The organism is Kribbella sp. CA-245084, from assembly GCF_050942355.1.
Classification (GTDB): domain Bacteria; phylum Actinomycetota; class Actinomycetes; order Propionibacteriales; family Kribbellaceae; genus Kribbella.
Window position 1 is genome coordinate 2,975,997 of sequence record NZ_CP192053.1, and the last position, 15,106, is coordinate 2,991,102.

The 15,106-nt window shown below is 67.6% G+C and carries 11 protein-coding genes and 1 pseudogene; 7 read left to right on the forward strand and 5 right to left on the reverse strand.

Features of this window, described 5'->3' with window-relative positions; translation table 11 throughout:
* Nucleotides 1–108: 108 nt before the first annotated feature.
* From ACQPYH_RS14440 to ACQPYH_RS14450, 3 genes are read left to right on the forward strand one after another with little or no spacing between them, the layout of a single operon-like run.
* Entirely contained in the window at nucleotides 109–2,085 is a 1,977-nt protein-coding gene (locus tag ACQPYH_RS14440) for a S41 family peptidase (protein WP_432891262.1), read from the forward strand.
* Nucleotides 2,086–2,088: 3 nt separating this feature from the next.
* A complete protein-coding gene (locus ACQPYH_RS14445) occupies nucleotides 2,089–3,300 on the forward strand; it encodes an aconitase X (protein ID WP_432891265.1) in 1,212 nt (403 codons plus the stop codon).
* The gene (locus tag ACQPYH_RS14450) at nucleotides 3,297–3,710 is read left to right on the forward strand and encodes an aconitase X swivel domain-containing protein (RefSeq protein WP_432891268.1); all 414 of its coding nucleotides are present in this window, start codon (nucleotides 3,297–3,299) and stop codon (nucleotides 3,708–3,710) included. Before ACQPYH_RS14445 ends, ACQPYH_RS14450 begins: the two co-directional genes overlap by 4 nt.
* On the opposite strand, the gene ACQPYH_RS14455 is transcribed toward ACQPYH_RS14450, so the two are convergent.
* A complete protein-coding gene (locus ACQPYH_RS14455) occupies nucleotides 3,691–4,851 on the reverse strand; it encodes an MFS transporter (protein WP_432891271.1) in 1,161 nt (386 codons plus the stop codon). The two genes, ACQPYH_RS14450 and ACQPYH_RS14455, sit on opposite strands and share 20 nt — an antisense overlap.
* Before the next feature lie 165 nt (nucleotides 4,852–5,016).
* On the opposite strand from ACQPYH_RS14455, the gene ACQPYH_RS14460 reads away from it, so the two are divergent.
* Nucleotides 5,017–5,847 carry a phosphatase PAP2 family protein gene (locus ACQPYH_RS14460; protein WP_432891274.1) on the forward strand — a complete coding sequence of 277 codons (831 nt, stop codon included), beginning with the start codon at nucleotides 5,017–5,019 and terminating at the stop codon, nucleotides 5,845–5,847.
* 14 nt (nucleotides 5,848–5,861) lie between these two features.
* On the opposite strand, the pseudogene ACQPYH_RS14465 reads toward ACQPYH_RS14460, so the two are convergent.
* Together ACQPYH_RS14465 and ACQPYH_RS14470 are read right to left on the reverse strand one after the other, a co-directional pair.
* Nucleotides 5,862–7,814, reverse strand: a pseudogene (locus tag ACQPYH_RS14465) (SulP family inorganic anion transporter); the annotation flags it as partial.
* A gap of 123 nt (nucleotides 7,815–7,937) precedes the next feature.
* Complete coding sequence (locus ACQPYH_RS14470) at nucleotides 7,938–9,269, reverse strand: nuclear transport factor 2 family protein (protein WP_432891277.1); 1,332 nt, start codon at nucleotides 9,267–9,269, stop codon at nucleotides 7,938–7,940.
* Between the two features lie 94 nt (nucleotides 9,270–9,363).
* On the opposite strand from ACQPYH_RS14470, the gene ACQPYH_RS14475 reads away from it, so the two are divergent.
* Together ACQPYH_RS14475 and ACQPYH_RS14480 are read left to right on the forward strand one after the other, a co-directional pair.
* Nucleotides 9,364–9,744 carry a winged helix-turn-helix transcriptional regulator gene (locus tag ACQPYH_RS14475; RefSeq protein WP_432891280.1) on the forward strand — a complete coding sequence of 127 codons (381 nt, stop codon included), beginning with the start codon at nucleotides 9,364–9,366 and terminating at the stop codon, nucleotides 9,742–9,744.
* A gap of 8 nt (nucleotides 9,745–9,752) precedes the next feature.
* Nucleotides 9,753–10,520 carry an SDR family NAD(P)-dependent oxidoreductase gene (locus tag ACQPYH_RS14480; RefSeq protein WP_432891283.1) on the forward strand — a complete coding sequence of 256 codons (768 nt, stop codon included), beginning with the start codon at nucleotides 9,753–9,755 and terminating at the stop codon, nucleotides 10,518–10,520.
* On the opposite strand, the gene ACQPYH_RS14485 is transcribed toward ACQPYH_RS14480, so the two are convergent.
* Complete coding sequence (locus ACQPYH_RS14485) at nucleotides 10,521–11,282, reverse strand: DUF427 domain-containing protein (protein WP_432891286.1); 762 nt, start codon at nucleotides 11,280–11,282, stop codon at nucleotides 10,521–10,523.
* 57 nt (nucleotides 11,283–11,339) lie between these two features.
* Nucleotides 11,340–13,349: a fibronectin type III domain-containing protein gene (locus ACQPYH_RS14490; RefSeq protein WP_432891289.1), complete on the reverse strand. Its 2,010-nt coding sequence runs from the start codon at nucleotides 13,347–13,349 to the stop codon at nucleotides 11,340–11,342.
* A gap of 207 nt (nucleotides 13,350–13,556) precedes the next feature.
* Here ACQPYH_RS14490 and ACQPYH_RS14495 point away from each other — a divergent pair, with 207 nt between their 5' ends.
* A complete protein-coding gene (locus ACQPYH_RS14495; protein ID WP_432891292.1) occupies nucleotides 13,557–15,020 on the forward strand; it encodes a lysyl oxidase family protein in 1,464 nt (487 codons plus the stop codon).
* Nucleotides 15,021–15,106 lie beyond the last annotated feature (86 nt).

Consider the following 15,106-nt stretch of genomic DNA (forward strand, 5'->3'; position numbering starts at 1 on the left):
GGTGGTCAACCGCCCGCCGTTGACATCGTCTGGTGTGCGAACGACCGTTGAGAGATCGCGGGGGAGGGGCCGTTTTGCTTTGGGGGAAACATGTCTCAGCCACGCACCATGACACGCACGGGGAAGAAGACCGCAGCCGCTGCCAAGAGGACCGCCGCCAGACGGCGGACCACGGCAGCCGTCAAGGAAGCAGCGGCCGTCCCGCTGCCCGACTTCCTCGACTCGGCGGGAACGCTGACGCTCGACCAGCGCAGACTGCTGGTGGATCAAGCGCTGCTGCTACTCGGTGAGAACTACGTGCATCTGCCGCTCAAGGTCGCGATGCACGCGGTCAACCCGCTGCAGCGCCTGCGGGTGTTGCGCGCCCGGATGGAGCGCCAGACCGACGACACAATGCAGGAAGAGTGGATGTTCCATCGCGAGATGTCGAGCATCTTCCACTCGGTCCGCGATCTGCACACCAACTACCTGCTGCCGGTGCCGTTCGCCGGGAAGATCGCGTTCCTGCCGTTCATGATCGAGAAGTGCTACGACCCTGAAGACACCGGCGGCAACGAGCACTATCTGATCACCCGCACGATCACCGGCTACCAGGCGCCGCAGTTCGGTCCGGGCGCCGAGGTGACGCACTGGAACGGTACGCCGATCGCCCGCGCGGTCGCCCTCAACGGCGCAGTGTTCGCCGGCAGCAACGACGCCGCGAACCTCGCCCGCGGCCTCGAATCGCTCACACTCCGCCCGCTGGTGATCCAGTCCCCGCCCGACGAGGACTGGGTGACGCTGACGTATATCGGCCTCGACGGCTCGAACCAGGAACTCCGCGAGCAATGGAAGGTCGCCACCAACCTCCCGCCGATGACCGACCTCGACGCCGTCAGCGCAGCCTCGGCGTTGATGGGCCTTGACCTCGACTCCGACGAGAAGTCCCGCGCGAAGAAGGTCTTGTACGTGCGTGACGTCGTCGAACTCGAACGCGGTCAGAGTTCCGCGGAGCTGGCCGCACCGGCCGCTGTCACGGGTGCGGACCTGCCGACCACGATGCCCGGCGTCTTCCGGGCCCGCGAGGTGATCACGTCGTCCGGCAACTTCGGGCACCTGCGGATCTTCACGTTCAGCGTGCAGGACCCGGTCGCGTTCCGGGACGAGTTCGTCCGGCTGGCCGCGATCCTGCCGCAGAACGGGCTGATCGTCGACGTACGCGACAACGGCGGCGGACACATCTACGCCAGCGAGTTCACGCTGCAGACGATGACGCCGCGACGGATCTCGCCGGAGCCGGTGCAGTTCATCAGTACGCCGCTCAACCTGAAGATCTGCCGGCGGCACAAGGACAACCCGGCCGGGATCGATCTCGGTCCGTGGTTCGACTCGCTTGATCTGGCGATCGAGACGGGAGCGCAGTACTCCGCGGCGAAGCCGATCACGCCCGAGGACGGCGCGAACGACGTCGGGCAGACGTACCACGGGCCGGTCGTGCTGATCACCGATGCACGGGTCTACTCGGCCACCGACATCTTCACGGCCGGGTTCGCCGACCACGAGATCGGCATCATCCTCGGCGTCGACGACAACACCGGCGCGGGCGGCGCGAACGTCTGGACCCACGGCCTGCTCGCGTCGCTCCTCAACGAACCACCTCCGCCCGACGAGACCTCGCCGTACATCGCCTTGCCGAACGGCGCGAACCTGCGGGTCGCGATCCGCCGCACTTTGCGCGTCGGCAAGCTCGCCGGTACGCCGGTCGAGGACCTCGGCGTCAAACCGCACGAGACGCACCGGATGACCAAGGCCGACCTGCTCGACGGCAACGTCGACCTGCTGAACAGAGCCGGTGCGCTGCTCGCCGCGCTACCGGTCCGCCGGCTCGATCTGAAGACGTCGCTCAGCGGTACGACGCTCACGGTCGCGATCGATGCCCAGAGCATCGATCGGGTCGATGTCTATCTCGACGAGCGCCCGATCAGCTCCGAGGATCTGACCGGGCCGCTGAGCATCGACATCCTCGAAGTGAATCCCGGCGCGCTGCTGCGGGCGGACGGGTACACGTCGGGAACCTTGGTCGCGAGTCGTCGGGTTACCGTCTGAGGTATGCAGACCCTTCACCTGACCGCCGAGGAAGAGGCAATGCTCGGCGGTCGGGACGGGGACGGCGTCGCGCTCGCGATGCGCGTGATCGTCGGTCAGGCGCGGATCTCGGACGCGCCGCGGCTCGTCGAGATCACGTCCGCGCACGTCGACTCGTGCCTGTACCACGGTCAGGTCAGCCTCGACTTCGCGCACCGCCTGGTCGACCTGGGCGCCCGCGTACGCGTGCCAACGACGCTGAACGTCGGCTCGACGGACCTCATCCACCCGGCCCTCGTCCGCGATCAGGAGCTGGCGGCTGCGGGGCGTGAGCTGATGGCGGCGTACGTCGACCTCGGATGTACGCCGACGTTCACGTGCGCGCCGTACCAGCTCCCGAACCGGCCCGGGCTCGGCGAGCACATCGCGTGGGCGGAGTCGAACGCGATCGTGTTCGCGAACTCGGTCCTCGGCGCCCGGACGGATCGGTACGGCGACTTCCTCGACGTCTGCGCGGCGATCACCGGACGAGCGCCGTACGCCGGCTTGCAGACGACCGAGGCGCGGCAGGGGACCGTGGTGTTCGACTGCCGGCAGCTGGGCGACTTCCTGCATTCGGAGCTGGCGTATCCGTTGCTCGGGCACCACATCGGGTCGGTGGTAGGTGCCGGAATCCCTGTGCTGGTAGGGATTCCGACGGAGGCGACCGAGGACGATCTGAAAGCGCTGGGCGCGGCGGCGGCATCGGCTGGGGGAGTCGCGCTGTTCCACGCGGTCGGCATCACGCCGGAGGCGCCGCGCGAGTTCGCTGAGCTTCCAGTGCGCGAGGTGGATCTCGACACCTTGCAGCGTGTCAGGCGGGAGTTGTCGACGACCGGCGAGCTCGATGCGGTGAGCGTCGGTACGCCGCACGCGTCGTACGCCGAATGTCTGCGGCTCGCGGAGTTGTTGAAAGGCGGACCGCCGCTGAAGGTGCCGTTCTACCTGTCGACCAACCGCCACACGCGGGAGCGGCTGGAGGGTGCGCTCGACGTGTTGGAGAACGCCGGGGTGACTGTGGTCGTCGACACCTGCACGTACGTCACCGCGATCCTCTCGCCCGACTGGAAGAACGTGATGACGAACTCCGGCAAGTGGGCGCACTACGCACCCGGAAACATCAACGTCAACGCGGTCCTCGGTTCGCTGGCCGAATGCGTCGCCTCGGCCCGCGCCGGTGAGGTCGTCTTCGAGTGATCATCCGAGGCCGCACTCTCCACCCCGGCACCGCGACCGGCGAACCGATCCGCCTCACCGCGCCGCTCTCGTTCTGGGGCGGCACCGACGAACACGGTCGCATCGTCGACACCCATCACCCGCAGTGCGGCGCCGTCCTCACCGGCCGCATCCTGATGATGGAATCCGGTCGCGGCTCCAGCTCAGCCAGCAGCGTCCTCGCCGAACAGATCCGCGCCCGCACGGCACCCGCGGCCATCATCCTGACCCGCCCCGACCCGATCATCCCGCTCGGCGCCCTCGTCGCCGCCGAGCTCTACAACCTCAACCTCCCGGTCGTCGTCGCCCACTACGACGCCATCCCCGACCACGCACTGCTGCAGGTCGAGGCGACACGAACCTACGCGACCATCACCTGGACGACCGCATAATCCAGGCGGTTGCGCCGAAGAGGACTGCACATCCGGCCAAAGCAACAGGCAGTGTCGTGAGGCCGGCGAGGGTGGAGATGGTGATGCCGCAGACGATCTCGCCAAGGTACTCAAGTTGCGCGAGGAACGAGTGGGTCGTCGCGCGGATGTCCGCGGTCGTGCGGGTGTTGATCCAGATCGTGCTGATGACGCGCGTCAGCGGGGTGACGATGCCGTTCAGCAGTACGACGGCGATCGCGCCGAGGGCCGGATCGCGGGCGAATGCGAGCAGGAGCATGCTGAGTACGCCGACGAGCGCCGCCAGCGCGTAGTCGGTCGCGGCGTGGCGGCCGTTGATGCGGTGGGCGACCAGCCGGAGTACGAGCGCACCGACTACCAGCCCGACCACGCCGAGCGCCGTGAACCACAGGATCGATGGCGGCAGGCCTAGGTCGATCAGCTGCTTCTGGGTGAGCCGGCCGGCCGCGTCCGAGGCGCCGTTGACGAGGAACGTCGCGGCGAAGATCAGCAGGATCGCGCGGCTCCGGCGTACGAGCGTGACGCCGCGGACGAAGGTGGTCCACGACGTCGACCAGCGGGCCGTGCGGGTCGGGACGAAGTTGTGCTCGGTGAACCGGAACGCGACGTACAGCGCGAGCGACATCATCGCGACGCCGGCAACCATGATCGTGACGTCGCGCCGGGTCGCCCAGGCGAGCAGACCGAGCGCGATCAGGCCGGTCGCGGCGCCGGTCAGCTGGGCGCGGGCGGCGCGCGTCAGGACGACATTGATCCGGTCGGGCCGATCGAGTTCGTCGGTGATCAGCGCGACGTCCGATCCGCTCGCGAACGTCCACGAGATACCCCAGAGCACCTGGGTCGCGAGGAGCGCCGGGAACGATTCGAACAGTCCGGTCGCGAGCATCGCCGTACCCATCAGCACCTGTGAGATGACGAGCGACCACTTGCGGCTGATCGTGTCCGCGATGACACCGGCCGGTACTTCGAACACGAGCGCGAACGCACTCTGCACCGACCCGATCAGCACGAGCTGGGCCGGGGAGAGGCCGGCGTCGACGACCAGATAGACGCTCGTGACCAGCCACCACCCGTTGTGCAGGACCGCGCGCAACCACGTCCACCGGATGAAGACCTTCTCCATGGCAGCCGATCCTTCCGGGGACCACGCAGCGGCGCCAGCCAATATCTCAGCGCTGTGAGTCGAGGATCACAGTAGAAAACGAATGACCGTTCTTGATCTCGCCGGGGCCCCAGGAGCAGTCTGGAATTTCAGAGAACGAGCGTTCGGTTTGAGCTGGGGGTCGGCATGGCGCAGATGACTCTGGACCGGGTGGGGCAACCCGCGCTTCCGGAGCTGGGGCGGAATCGCGGCAGTGGGGTGCGGCGAATCGTCCGCGAGGTGGCGCTGCTGGCGGTGCTGTTCGGGGTCTACAACCTCGGGCGATTCCTGTCGGCGGAGCACTCGGGGTCGGCCCTCAAGCACGCCCACGAGTTGATCCGCTGGGAGGCCTGGCTCGGGCTGCCGAGCGAGGCGACGCTCCAACATCACGCGCTGCAGGTTGACGGGCTCGCGCGGGCCGCGAACCTGTTCTACGCGACCGTGCATTTCCCGCTGACCGCGATGGTCCTGCTGTGGTTGATGATCCGCCGCCCGGCGGAGTACGGGAAGGCTCGCTGGGCGCTGGCATCACTGACCGGGCTGGCGTTGATCGGGCACATGTTCTTCCCGCTCGCACCGCCCCGGATGATGCCGGGCTGGGTGGACACGGGAGTGCTGCTCGGCCAGTCGGTCTACGGACCGAGCACGCACTCCGGGGTCGCGAATCAGTTCGCCGCGATGCCGAGCCTGCACGTCGGCTGGGCACTGATGGTCGCGGTGTTCCTCATCCGCGCGACGCGGTCACGGTGGCGTTGGCTGTGGATCGCACATCCGCTGCTCACCTTCACGGTCGTCGTGGTCACCGCGAACCACTACTGGCTGGACGGCCTGGTCGCGATCGCGCTCGCAGTACCGCTGCTCCTGATCTTCGACAGCTCGTCGTCGGCGCGGACGAGGAAGGGCTCGCGTTCGAGCACCAGCCTGGCCGCGGCGGCACCGATATCGAACCAGAGCCCGATCAGTTCGAGCCGGCCCTGAGCCTCGGCCTCACGGACACACGCGAAACTCCGCAGGTTCTCGAGCTGTACGGCGACATTCGCGACGGACAGCTTGTCCGCGGGCGAGAGCTTCACGCCGGTTGCCGGATCGATGATGTCGGGCAGCGCGACCGCACGCCGTACCGACGGCTCCAGATGCCGCAGCCAGCTCTCCAGGCCGGAACCCTCTGGTACGTCGGCAGCGAGCGCGGCCGCGGCGGCGCCGCAGGAGGAGTGACCGCAGACCACGATCGACTTCACGCCGAGCACTTCGACCGCGTACTCGATCGCGGCGTCGACCGAGCTGCTGTTCGAGCCCTTCGGCGGCACGAGGTTCCCGATGTTCCGCACGCAGAACTGGTCGCCGGGACCGCTGGTGGTGATCATCGTCGGCACGATCCGCGAGTCCGCGCAGGTGATGAACAGCTGCTCGGGTCGGTGTCCCTCCGCTGCGAGTCTCGCGAGCAGCGGCCGGATCTCGTCGGCCGAGGCCTCGAACTCGCGGACACCGTCCAGCATCTGCCGACCGGACGTGGAGCGCTGGACCTCCACCGATCCACCGCGCGCGATGTGCCCACGTCGCCAATCCTCGATCGCCTCGTACGCCGCGTGGTCGAGGTGATCCACGGTGAGCTCGACCCGCACCGTCGCGCCGGCCGGGATCGACCGCAGCGTCCGCACGAGTGACGCGACCCCGAGGAACACCAGCGTGCCGCGGATCCGCACAATCCACACGCCGTCGGACTCGGTCGCGGTGACGGTCGCCCGAGCAAGTCGATATAGCACTCGCACGACCGCGAGGACGAGACCGAGCAGCACGCCTTCAGCGAGTCCGAGTGCGGCGACGCCGACCGCCGTCACGACGTACACGAGCAGCTCGTCGTGCCTGCGCAACGTGCGGATGTGAGCGAGCTGCACCAATCGCAACCCGGTGACAAGCAGTACGCCGGCCAGCGCGGCCATCGGGATCAGCTCGAGCATCGCGCCGGCGGCCAGCACGAACGCCGCGATCCACAGGCCGTGCATGATCGCGGACGCCCGGGTCCGTGCGCCGGCCGCGACGTTCGTGGACGAGCGGACGATGACGCCCGTGACCGGCATGCCGCCGAGGGCACCGGACAGCGCATTTGCTGCGCCCTGTCCGATCAGCTCGCGATCGAGGTTGCTCCGGTTGCCGCGATGAAGCTTGTCAACGGCAACGGCCGACAGCAACGACTCGACGCTGGCGACCAGCGCAACGGTCAGTACGGCGGTCACGATCTCGAGCGGCGCGCCGTCGGGCATCGTCGGCAGGATCAAACTCTGCAGCGGATGGTCCGGCAAGTCGACACGTGTCACGTCGGGCATCCAGACCGCGGCCAGTGCGGTCACGGCGACGACAGCAACAAGTGGTGCTGGAATCACCTTGATCTTGGGGATTCTGGGCCAGGCGAGCACGACAGCGACCGTCAAGATGCCGACGACAACGGAATGACTGTGATGCGTGATCAGTTGCGTGGGGAGCGCGATCACGTTGTCGATCAGCGAGCTTTGCGCCTTGCCGCCGAGTACGACATGCAGCTGCTGGACGGCGATCGTCACGCCGATCCCGGCGAGCATGCCGTGCACGACGGCGGGAGACAGCGAGAGCGCCAGCCGCCCGATGCGGGTGACGCCCAGCAGGATCTGCAAGACGCCGGCGGCGCACGTGATCGCTGCGGTCGCGGCCCAGCCGAACTGGGTGACGAGGCCGGCGACGACCACAGTCAGCCCGGCGGCTGGACCGCTGACCTGCAAGGGGGATCCGCCGAGCGCACCGGCGACCACGCCGCCGACCACAGCGGCCACCAGGCCGGCGATCAGCGGTGCGCCGGATGCGGCGGCGATCCCGAGGGAAAGGGGGATTGCGATGAGGAAGACCACCAGCGACGCAGGGAGGTCGTGGTGAAGGATGGTCTTCCAGAGCTTGGGAGGTGAAGAGGTCGGCACGGGTGGTCCTCCGGCGTCGGTGCTCAGGGCAACTGCTCGGGCATCAGGCGTCGAAACAAAGAGTGTCGATCTGGTTACCCACTGTACTGACCCGATCAAGCCCGCACCAGGGGAGATGATTGCTCAGAGCATCGGTTCGTCCGGGAAGAGCACGCGGCGCGCGTGGTCGGTGTCCAGGTACTCGCGGACCGCGACGATCAGCCCGTCCCGAACAGTGAAGACTCCTCCACATTTGTTGCTGTAGGCACCACCGGCGCGGGCCGTCGCCTGCGCGGTCCATTCGGCGAAGACCTGCTCGCCGTCGGCGATCACGTTCACCAGCTCGATCGCCACCGGCGTACCGGGAGCGAAGAGGTTGCCGGCGGCCGCGCCGAGGAACTCGTCGACGACCATGTCCCGTCCCTTCCAGTCACCGGACAGCGGCAGATCGCCCGGGTAGGTCCAGACCACGTCCGGTGCGAAGCTCGCCCGGATCGTCGGCAGATCACCAGCCGCCACAGCCTCGACGTACCGGGTGACAACGGTCTTCGGGTCGTTCATCAGTGGTGCCTCCTGGTGCAGGGTGAGTACGGCGTTGCCGCGGATGCGGCGGTTGCGCAGGTCGTCGAGTACGGCGTCGGTCATGGACCAGTCCTCGACGCGGCCGAGCTCCGGATGGAGGCGGCCTGCCGAGACCAGCCGGACGAGCGTCGCGAGGTCCTGGTCGTCGGGGCCGTGGACGTAGTGGAAGTGCCGGATCCGCGCCGCCTCGGGAGCGGTGAAGAAGTCGAAGAAATCGAGCGTGACCGGTTGCCGGCTGACCTGGCCGAACCAGATCAGGTCACCGCCGGGGGCCAGCTTGGACAACGCAATCGGCAGGCTCTCGCCGCCGACGGACTCGAGGACGAGGTCGAAGGGTCCGCGCGCGTCGGCGACGTCGTACACGAGGTCTTGGGCGCCGAGCTCGAGCAGCCTCGCGCCGCGAGCCGGGCTCGAGACAACGGCTGTGACGACCGCGCCCGCGCCGGCTGCGAGCTCGGTGAAGTAGTGCCCGACTCCGCCGGATGCGCCGGTCAGCAGGATCCGTCGCCCGATCACGCTGCCCGCCGTACGCAGCAACCGCAGCGCCGTCAGACCCGCGAGCGGAAGCGCGGCGGCCTGCTCGAACGAGATGTCGTCCGGCAGTACTGCGACCTGCGTGGCCGGCGCGATCACGCGCTCGGCCCAACCGGAGTGCGGCAGATGTGCGACCACCCGACTCCCGACGGGCGGCCCATCCTCAGCCGCCTCCAGAACCCGGCCCGCGACGTCCTTACCCGGCCGCCAACCGGCGCGCGGCTGCTCCAACTGGAACGTCTCGCCGCGGTTGATCGAGAACGCCGCGACCTCGATCACCAGCTCGCCTTCGCCCGGCCGGACCTCATCGACCTCGGCGAGCCCGACCTTTCCGGTGTCCACCGCAACCACTGCCCTCATTGCCGTTCCGCTCCTTCAACTAGACTCGGCAACGACGCTACGAGCGGGTCGTGGCGGGCCGGAAGACAGCACTTACTACTGCCATAGGCACCAAATGGATACCGACCAGGTCAGAGGCAAGTGGGACGCCACCAAAGGCGCGTGCCCGACACGTCAGGTGCTGGGCCGGATCGGCGACACCTGGACGATGCTCGTCATCAGCACGCTCGAGAAGGGCGGCACGCTGCGCTCCGGGCAGCTCAAGTCGATCATCGAGGGCATCACCCAGAAGATGCTCACGCAGACGCTGCGCCACCTCGAGCGCGACGGCGTCGTACGGCGTGAGGTTGTTCCTACTGTTCCGGTCACAGTGACCTATACGCTGACGCCGCTCGGCCTGAGCCTGGCCGCGGCCGTCGCGACGATGCGCACCTGGGCCTACGACCACATGGACGAGATCGCCGCAGCCCGCACCGAGTACGACGCCAACCTCTGAGGAGTCACGTGGATCTGCAACTGACCGGGAAGACTGCTGTCGTCACCGGGGCCAGCAAGGGCATCGGGCTTGCCTGCGTCGAAGCGCTCGTCCGTGAAGGCGCGACGGTGATCGGCATCTCCCGTGATCCCGCCAACCTCGCCAAGGCCCAGGAGCAGTTGCCGGATATCACCTTTGGAGTGGAAGCGGTCGACCTCACCGATCCCGATGCGACGAAGGCGGTCTTCGAGCGGATCGGCGTACCCGACATCCTGATCAACTGCGCGGGCGCGGCCCGGCGTACTCCGGTGGACGAGCTGGACAGCAAGGCGCTGCATGCCGCGATGGAGGCGAAGTACTTCACGTACATGCACGCGACCGAGGCCGTCATCCGCGGGATGGCCGAGCGCGGCAGCGGCGCGGTCGTGAACGTCGTCGGCCAGGGCGGCCGCGCGGCGAACCCGCTGCACATCGGCGGCGGTGCGGCCAACGCGGCGCTCATGCTGGCGTCGGTCGGCTACGCCAAGGCGTACGCCGGCAGCGGCGTCCGAGTGAACGTGATCAACCCGGGCACGACCCGCACCAGCCGGGTCGACGAGGGTCTCGAGGCCGCGGTCCGCTCGACCGGCAGGCCGAAGGACGAGCTGCTCGCCGAGATGGTCCGCGAGGTCCCGATGGGCCGCTTCGGCGAGCCTGAAGAGGTCGCGAACGTCGCCGTCTTCCTCGCCTCCCCGCTGGCGAGCTACGTCACCGCCTCGATCATCACAATGGACGGCGCCACCACCGCAGGCATCTGATCACCGCACTGCGCCGTCCGTCGGCCGGGCGGCTGGGTTCGAGAACGGGGTGATCGGGCGCTCCTGCTGTACGCCGTCGATGGTGAGGTCGACGTTCTCGTTGAAGAACGCGACGTGGCCGGCGACCGGCAGCAGCGGGGCCGTCGGGAAGTCGTAGGACCAGGCGACATCGGCGACCGACGGGACCGACCAGTACTCCGAGGTGCGGCCCTTGTACGGGCAGGCGGTGACGGTCTCGGACGGGGTGAGGAGCTCCAGGTGGACCGACGTCTTCGGGAAGTAGTACCGCGGCGGCAGCCCGGTCTCGAAGACGATGACCGTGGAGCTGGAGTCGGCGAGCGTGATGCCGTCCACGGCCACCTCGACCCGGCGGGTGGAGTTGATCGCGTCCACCCGCGAGTACGGGTTGCGGGGATGGACGAAGACTTCCTCGTCTTCCTCGAACCAGCGGTCCAGCGCGTCCCATTGGAACCGGACGCGGTCCTTTGCGACGCCGTCGTCGTACACCCAGGCGTGGCCTGATCCGGCGTTGTGCACGCGGGCGACACCGTGCCCGAACGTCTTCGTCTCGCCGGTGTCGGTCAGTACGCCGTCGGCCACGTCCCCGAGCGGGATGTAGTACTGCGGGTACGGCGGGAACTCCCACAGGTAGATCGCGTCCATCGTGTCGAGGACGACGCGGTCGTCGAGCATCGCGCGGATCCGCCGCGGGACCGGTGCGGTACCGCCGGGCGGGATCAGGGGTTCGGGGTAGGCGCTCATTGATCCAGTAAAGCGCGGGGCCGGCCCTGGTGGTGCCGGCCCCGCAGTCCGGATCGGTCAGACGGTGATCCAGTCGATATCGGCGATGTAGCCGTTCGGGTTGCTGACCTTGATCGAGTTCGCCCCGGCGGTCAGCTTCATCGGCAGGTACGTCACCTGCGGCGTACCCCAGTCGTTGTCGCCGAGACCGCTGTAGTTGGCCCAGTACGTGTCGGCGCCGTTCACCGTGAGCATGCTCTGCCGGCTGGTGTCACCGTCGGTGTAGGCGATCTTCACCAGGTACGTCCCGGTCGTCGGCACGGTGATGTTGTTGAGCGTCACCGTCGACCCGTAGCCGATGTTCCCGACCTTCGAGCCACCCGAGCAGAGACTGCACCCGTTGACACTCGCGTCCCCGGCCAACGTGCTGCTCGACGCCTCCGCCTCGTAGCGCACAGGTCCGCCGTTCTTCGACGTGAACATCGTTACCGCCGCACTCGGTCCACCCTTGGAAGCCTGCACCGTGAAGGTGTACTGCGTCTGCGGCAACAGACCCGTCACCACCGCACTGGTGCCCGACACGGATGCCATCTGTTTGCCATTGGCAAACACCTTGTACGACGTGGCGCCGGCGCTCGGCCGCCACGTCAGCGTGGTCGTCGTACGGCTGACGTCAGTAGCGGTCAGGTCGGCCGGGATCGCGTCGTTGCCGTTCGGACTGATCTTGTACAGCTTTGACCCGTGGGCCGGGAGCGCGGCACTCACCTGTCCGGACACGTTGCGGGTGTTCTGGTTCGCCCAGATGTCGCGGACCGTCGCCTTGCCGTCGATACCGAGCTGGTCGAAGTTGCCGGTCACCGTGGCAGGGGAGTCGGCCAGGTTGAACAGCGCGACCGTCGTACTGCCGTCCTTGTTGTGGGCATACCAAACCTGCTGCAGCTGGTCCTGGCTCAGCGGACGGGCCGGGTTGCCGGACTGGTCGATCGCGATGACCTCGCGGTTCGTGAGGAGCTTCAGGCCGTACGCGTCCAGCTTGGTCAGGTCGTCACCGGCGAACAGCGGCGCCGAGTTGATCGCCCAGAACGTCATGTAGCTCTGCCGTTCGGCGTCGGTCAGCCCGTCCATCGCGCCGACACCGACGTTCAGGGCGTCCAGGTTGTTCCAGTGGCCCGGACCGGCGTCGTCGATCCACTGGGGGAGGTCCCACCAGCGCGCCTTCACCGAGCTGTCCCATTTGACGATCGTGTCGCAGTAGCACTCCACGTCGGTGTCGATCCGCCAGCCGTTCGAGTTCTGCTTCCACACGTCGGCGTACCGGTGGCTGAGCGACCAGGACAGCGTGTACTGCATCGGCCGGCCGGCGTTCTGTACGGCGCGCCACCAGGCCTCGATATCCGCGGTGTTGTTGTGGTTCGGATCGTCCGGCGCGCCCTTCCAGGAGCCCGGGCCGACGCCGTCCATCTTGATGAAGTCGACGCCCCAGGACGCGAACAGCTTGGCGATCGAGTCGGCGTACTTCTGTGCGCACGGGCTGTCGTAGTTGATCTTGTACGCCGCGTCCCAGCCGTTGGTCTTGCGCAGGTCGGGGTACACGATGTCGCGCGTGAAGCAGCCGGGCGCGTCGTAGATCGGCGTGTTGCCGTCGCGGTACACATCCATGCCCAGACCGACGGTGGTGTAGATGCCGAACTTCAGGCCGAGCTTGTGGATGTCGTCGCCGACCGCCTTCATCCCGCGCGGGAACCGCTTCGCCATCGCGACCGGGCGGCCGTACTCGTCGCCGCCGTCCTGCCAGCCGGCGTCGACGTTGATGTACTCGTAGCCGTACGGCTTGAGCTTGGTGGCCAGCGCGTTCGCCTGGGTGAGGATGTTCTTCTCGCTGATGAAGCTGCCGGGGCCGTCGGGGTTGACGCCCGGATAGTTGGTCGACTGCAGGCTCCAGCTGCTCCAGCCCATGTACGGCGTGGCGGCGACCTGCGGGTAGACGGGCTTGTAGTCCTGGGCGGCATCGGCGGGGGCGGTTGCGGCTGCCGTCGACACCAGGGCGATAGCAGCCAGCACGGTCAGAGTGGGGCGTCTCAAGGACATGCGATGTTCCTCCGGGGGAGGAGTGAGCGGACGCCGCCGAGCCTAGGTCGGGTTAATTTACCCAGTCAAGTATTCAGCCCTCGTGACTTCCTGTGACACGACTGCCATGGAACCTTGATCAACTTCGCTCTGCGGCCGGGTCGTCGTACCAGCAACAGGCCGGCTTCGTGAGGACGCCGGCCAGGTGCAGGAGGGGGTTCCATCATCGTGAAGGCAAGGAAACTCGGCCGGACGGCGATCGCCGTGGCCGGTGCGGCCGGTCTGGTCGCGCTCGCGGCCGCCGGTGCGTCGGCGGCGTCGTCGAGTACCGCGAGGCCGGCTGTGAAATTGGTTGCCGGTAGCACCGATGTGACGTTGGAGAACATCGAGGACTACGGCGTCGACCTCGACCTCGGTACGCATGTGGTGGCCGGCAACGCACCGATCGAGGTACGTACGACGCGCGCGTCGTACAGTTCGCCGGTCGTCGCGACGCAGTACGTCAACGGCAAGGCGACCCGGCAGTTGCCGAAGGGGCTCGTCACGGACTTCTCCGGCCTGGGGAAGTTCCTGCACATCACGCTCACCGATGCCTCGGGCAAGAAGGTGCTCGACAAGGACCAGGCGCTGTGCCTGAACGGCGAGGGGTCCCGGACCCGGCCGGACGCGCCCGCGACCTCGCCGTACCCGGACGGCTGTACTGCGAACCCGTTCACGCAGGGCGCGGTCTGGGGCGTGCAGACGGGCTGGTCGTCGCGGACCTACGGCGGCGGCGATCCGGTGCAGCTTGCCAACGGCAAGTACAAGGCGACTGTCACGGTCAACAAGGGATACCGGGACTTCTTCAAGATCCCGGCGGCGGACGCATCGGTGAAGCTGAACGTGACGATCCAGAAGGGTGACACGTCCGGCGCTCGGAAGATGGCTGCAGCACGCTCGGTGGCGCTGAAGCCTCACACCGCCCGTCCGACCGGGAAGGCGAGCCTGCCGAAAGGCCCGAAGCCTGACCTGCGGCCGGTGCCAGCCTGGGGGATCGTTGCCGCGCCGGGCGACGAGGGTACGCCGGACGCGGCCAAGGACTTCCTGCAGTTCTCGGCGACTGTGTGGAACGCAGGCCCGTCACCGCTGGTGCTGGACGGGTTCCGGCAGCAGGGTAAGGACCTGATGGACGCGTACCAGTACTTCTACGACACGCACGGCAAGGAGGTCGGGTACCAGAACACCGGCACGCTCGAGTGGGACGGCCGGCCCGGTCACAACCACTGGCACTTCACCGACTTCGCCCGCTACAGCCTGCTCAACTCGAAGCAGACCGAGGTGGTCCGGAGCCAGAAGGAGGCGTTCTGCCTGGCGGCAACGGATGCCATCGACTACACGGTGAAGAACGCCAACTGGCACCCGTACAACACCGACCTGCACACCGCCTGCGGAGACCACGGCTCGCTGTCGGTGCGTGAGGTCCTTGATGTCGGCAACGGCGACACCTACGAGCAGTCGTTGCCCGGGCAGTCCTTCGACATCACGAACCTTGCCAACGGCACGTACTACGTGCAGGTGAGCGCCAACCCGGAGAACCGCCTGTACGAGTCGAACACGAAGAACAACGTTGCCCTACGCAAGGTGATCCTCGGCGGCACGAAGCACCAACGCACCGTCCAGGTCCCGCCTGTCGGTGTCATCACCACGCCGTAACACGTCTTTGGGCACCCACCAACCACGAACCGCAGCCGGATGTGGTTGGTGGGTGCTCAAGGTGGCCCGGGGCAGGGGTGAGTGGA

Excerpts from the sequence above, each read along its gene's own strand:
- ACQPYH_RS14490 (WP_432891289.1), bottom strand. The coding sequence starts at position 13,349 with ATGTCCTTGAGACGCCCCACTCTGACCGTGCTGGCTGCTATCGCCCTG.
- ACQPYH_RS14455 (WP_432891271.1), bottom strand. The coding sequence starts at position 4,851 with ATGGAGAAGGTCTTCATCCGGTGGACGTGGTTGCGCGCGGTCCTGCAC.
- ACQPYH_RS14445 (WP_432891265.1), top strand. The coding sequence starts at position 2,089 with ATGCAGACCCTTCACCTGACCGCCGAGGAAGAGGCAATGCTCGGCGGT.
- ACQPYH_RS14475 (WP_432891280.1), top strand. The coding sequence starts at position 9,364 with ATGGATACCGACCAGGTCAGAGGCAAGTGGGACGCCACCAAAGGCGCG.
- ACQPYH_RS14440 (WP_432891262.1), top strand. The coding sequence starts at position 109 with ATGACACGCACGGGGAAGAAGACCGCAGCCGCTGCCAAGAGGACCGCC.
- ACQPYH_RS14485 (WP_432891286.1), bottom strand. The coding sequence starts at position 11,282 with ATGAGCGCCTACCCCGAACCCCTGATCCCGCCCGGCGGTACCGCACCG.
- ACQPYH_RS14460 (WP_432891274.1), top strand. The coding sequence starts at position 5,017 with ATGGCGCAGATGACTCTGGACCGGGTGGGGCAACCCGCGCTTCCGGAG.
- ACQPYH_RS14470 (WP_432891277.1), bottom strand. The coding sequence starts at position 9,269 with ATGAGGGCAGTGGTTGCGGTGGACACCGGAAAGGTCGGGCTCGCCGAG.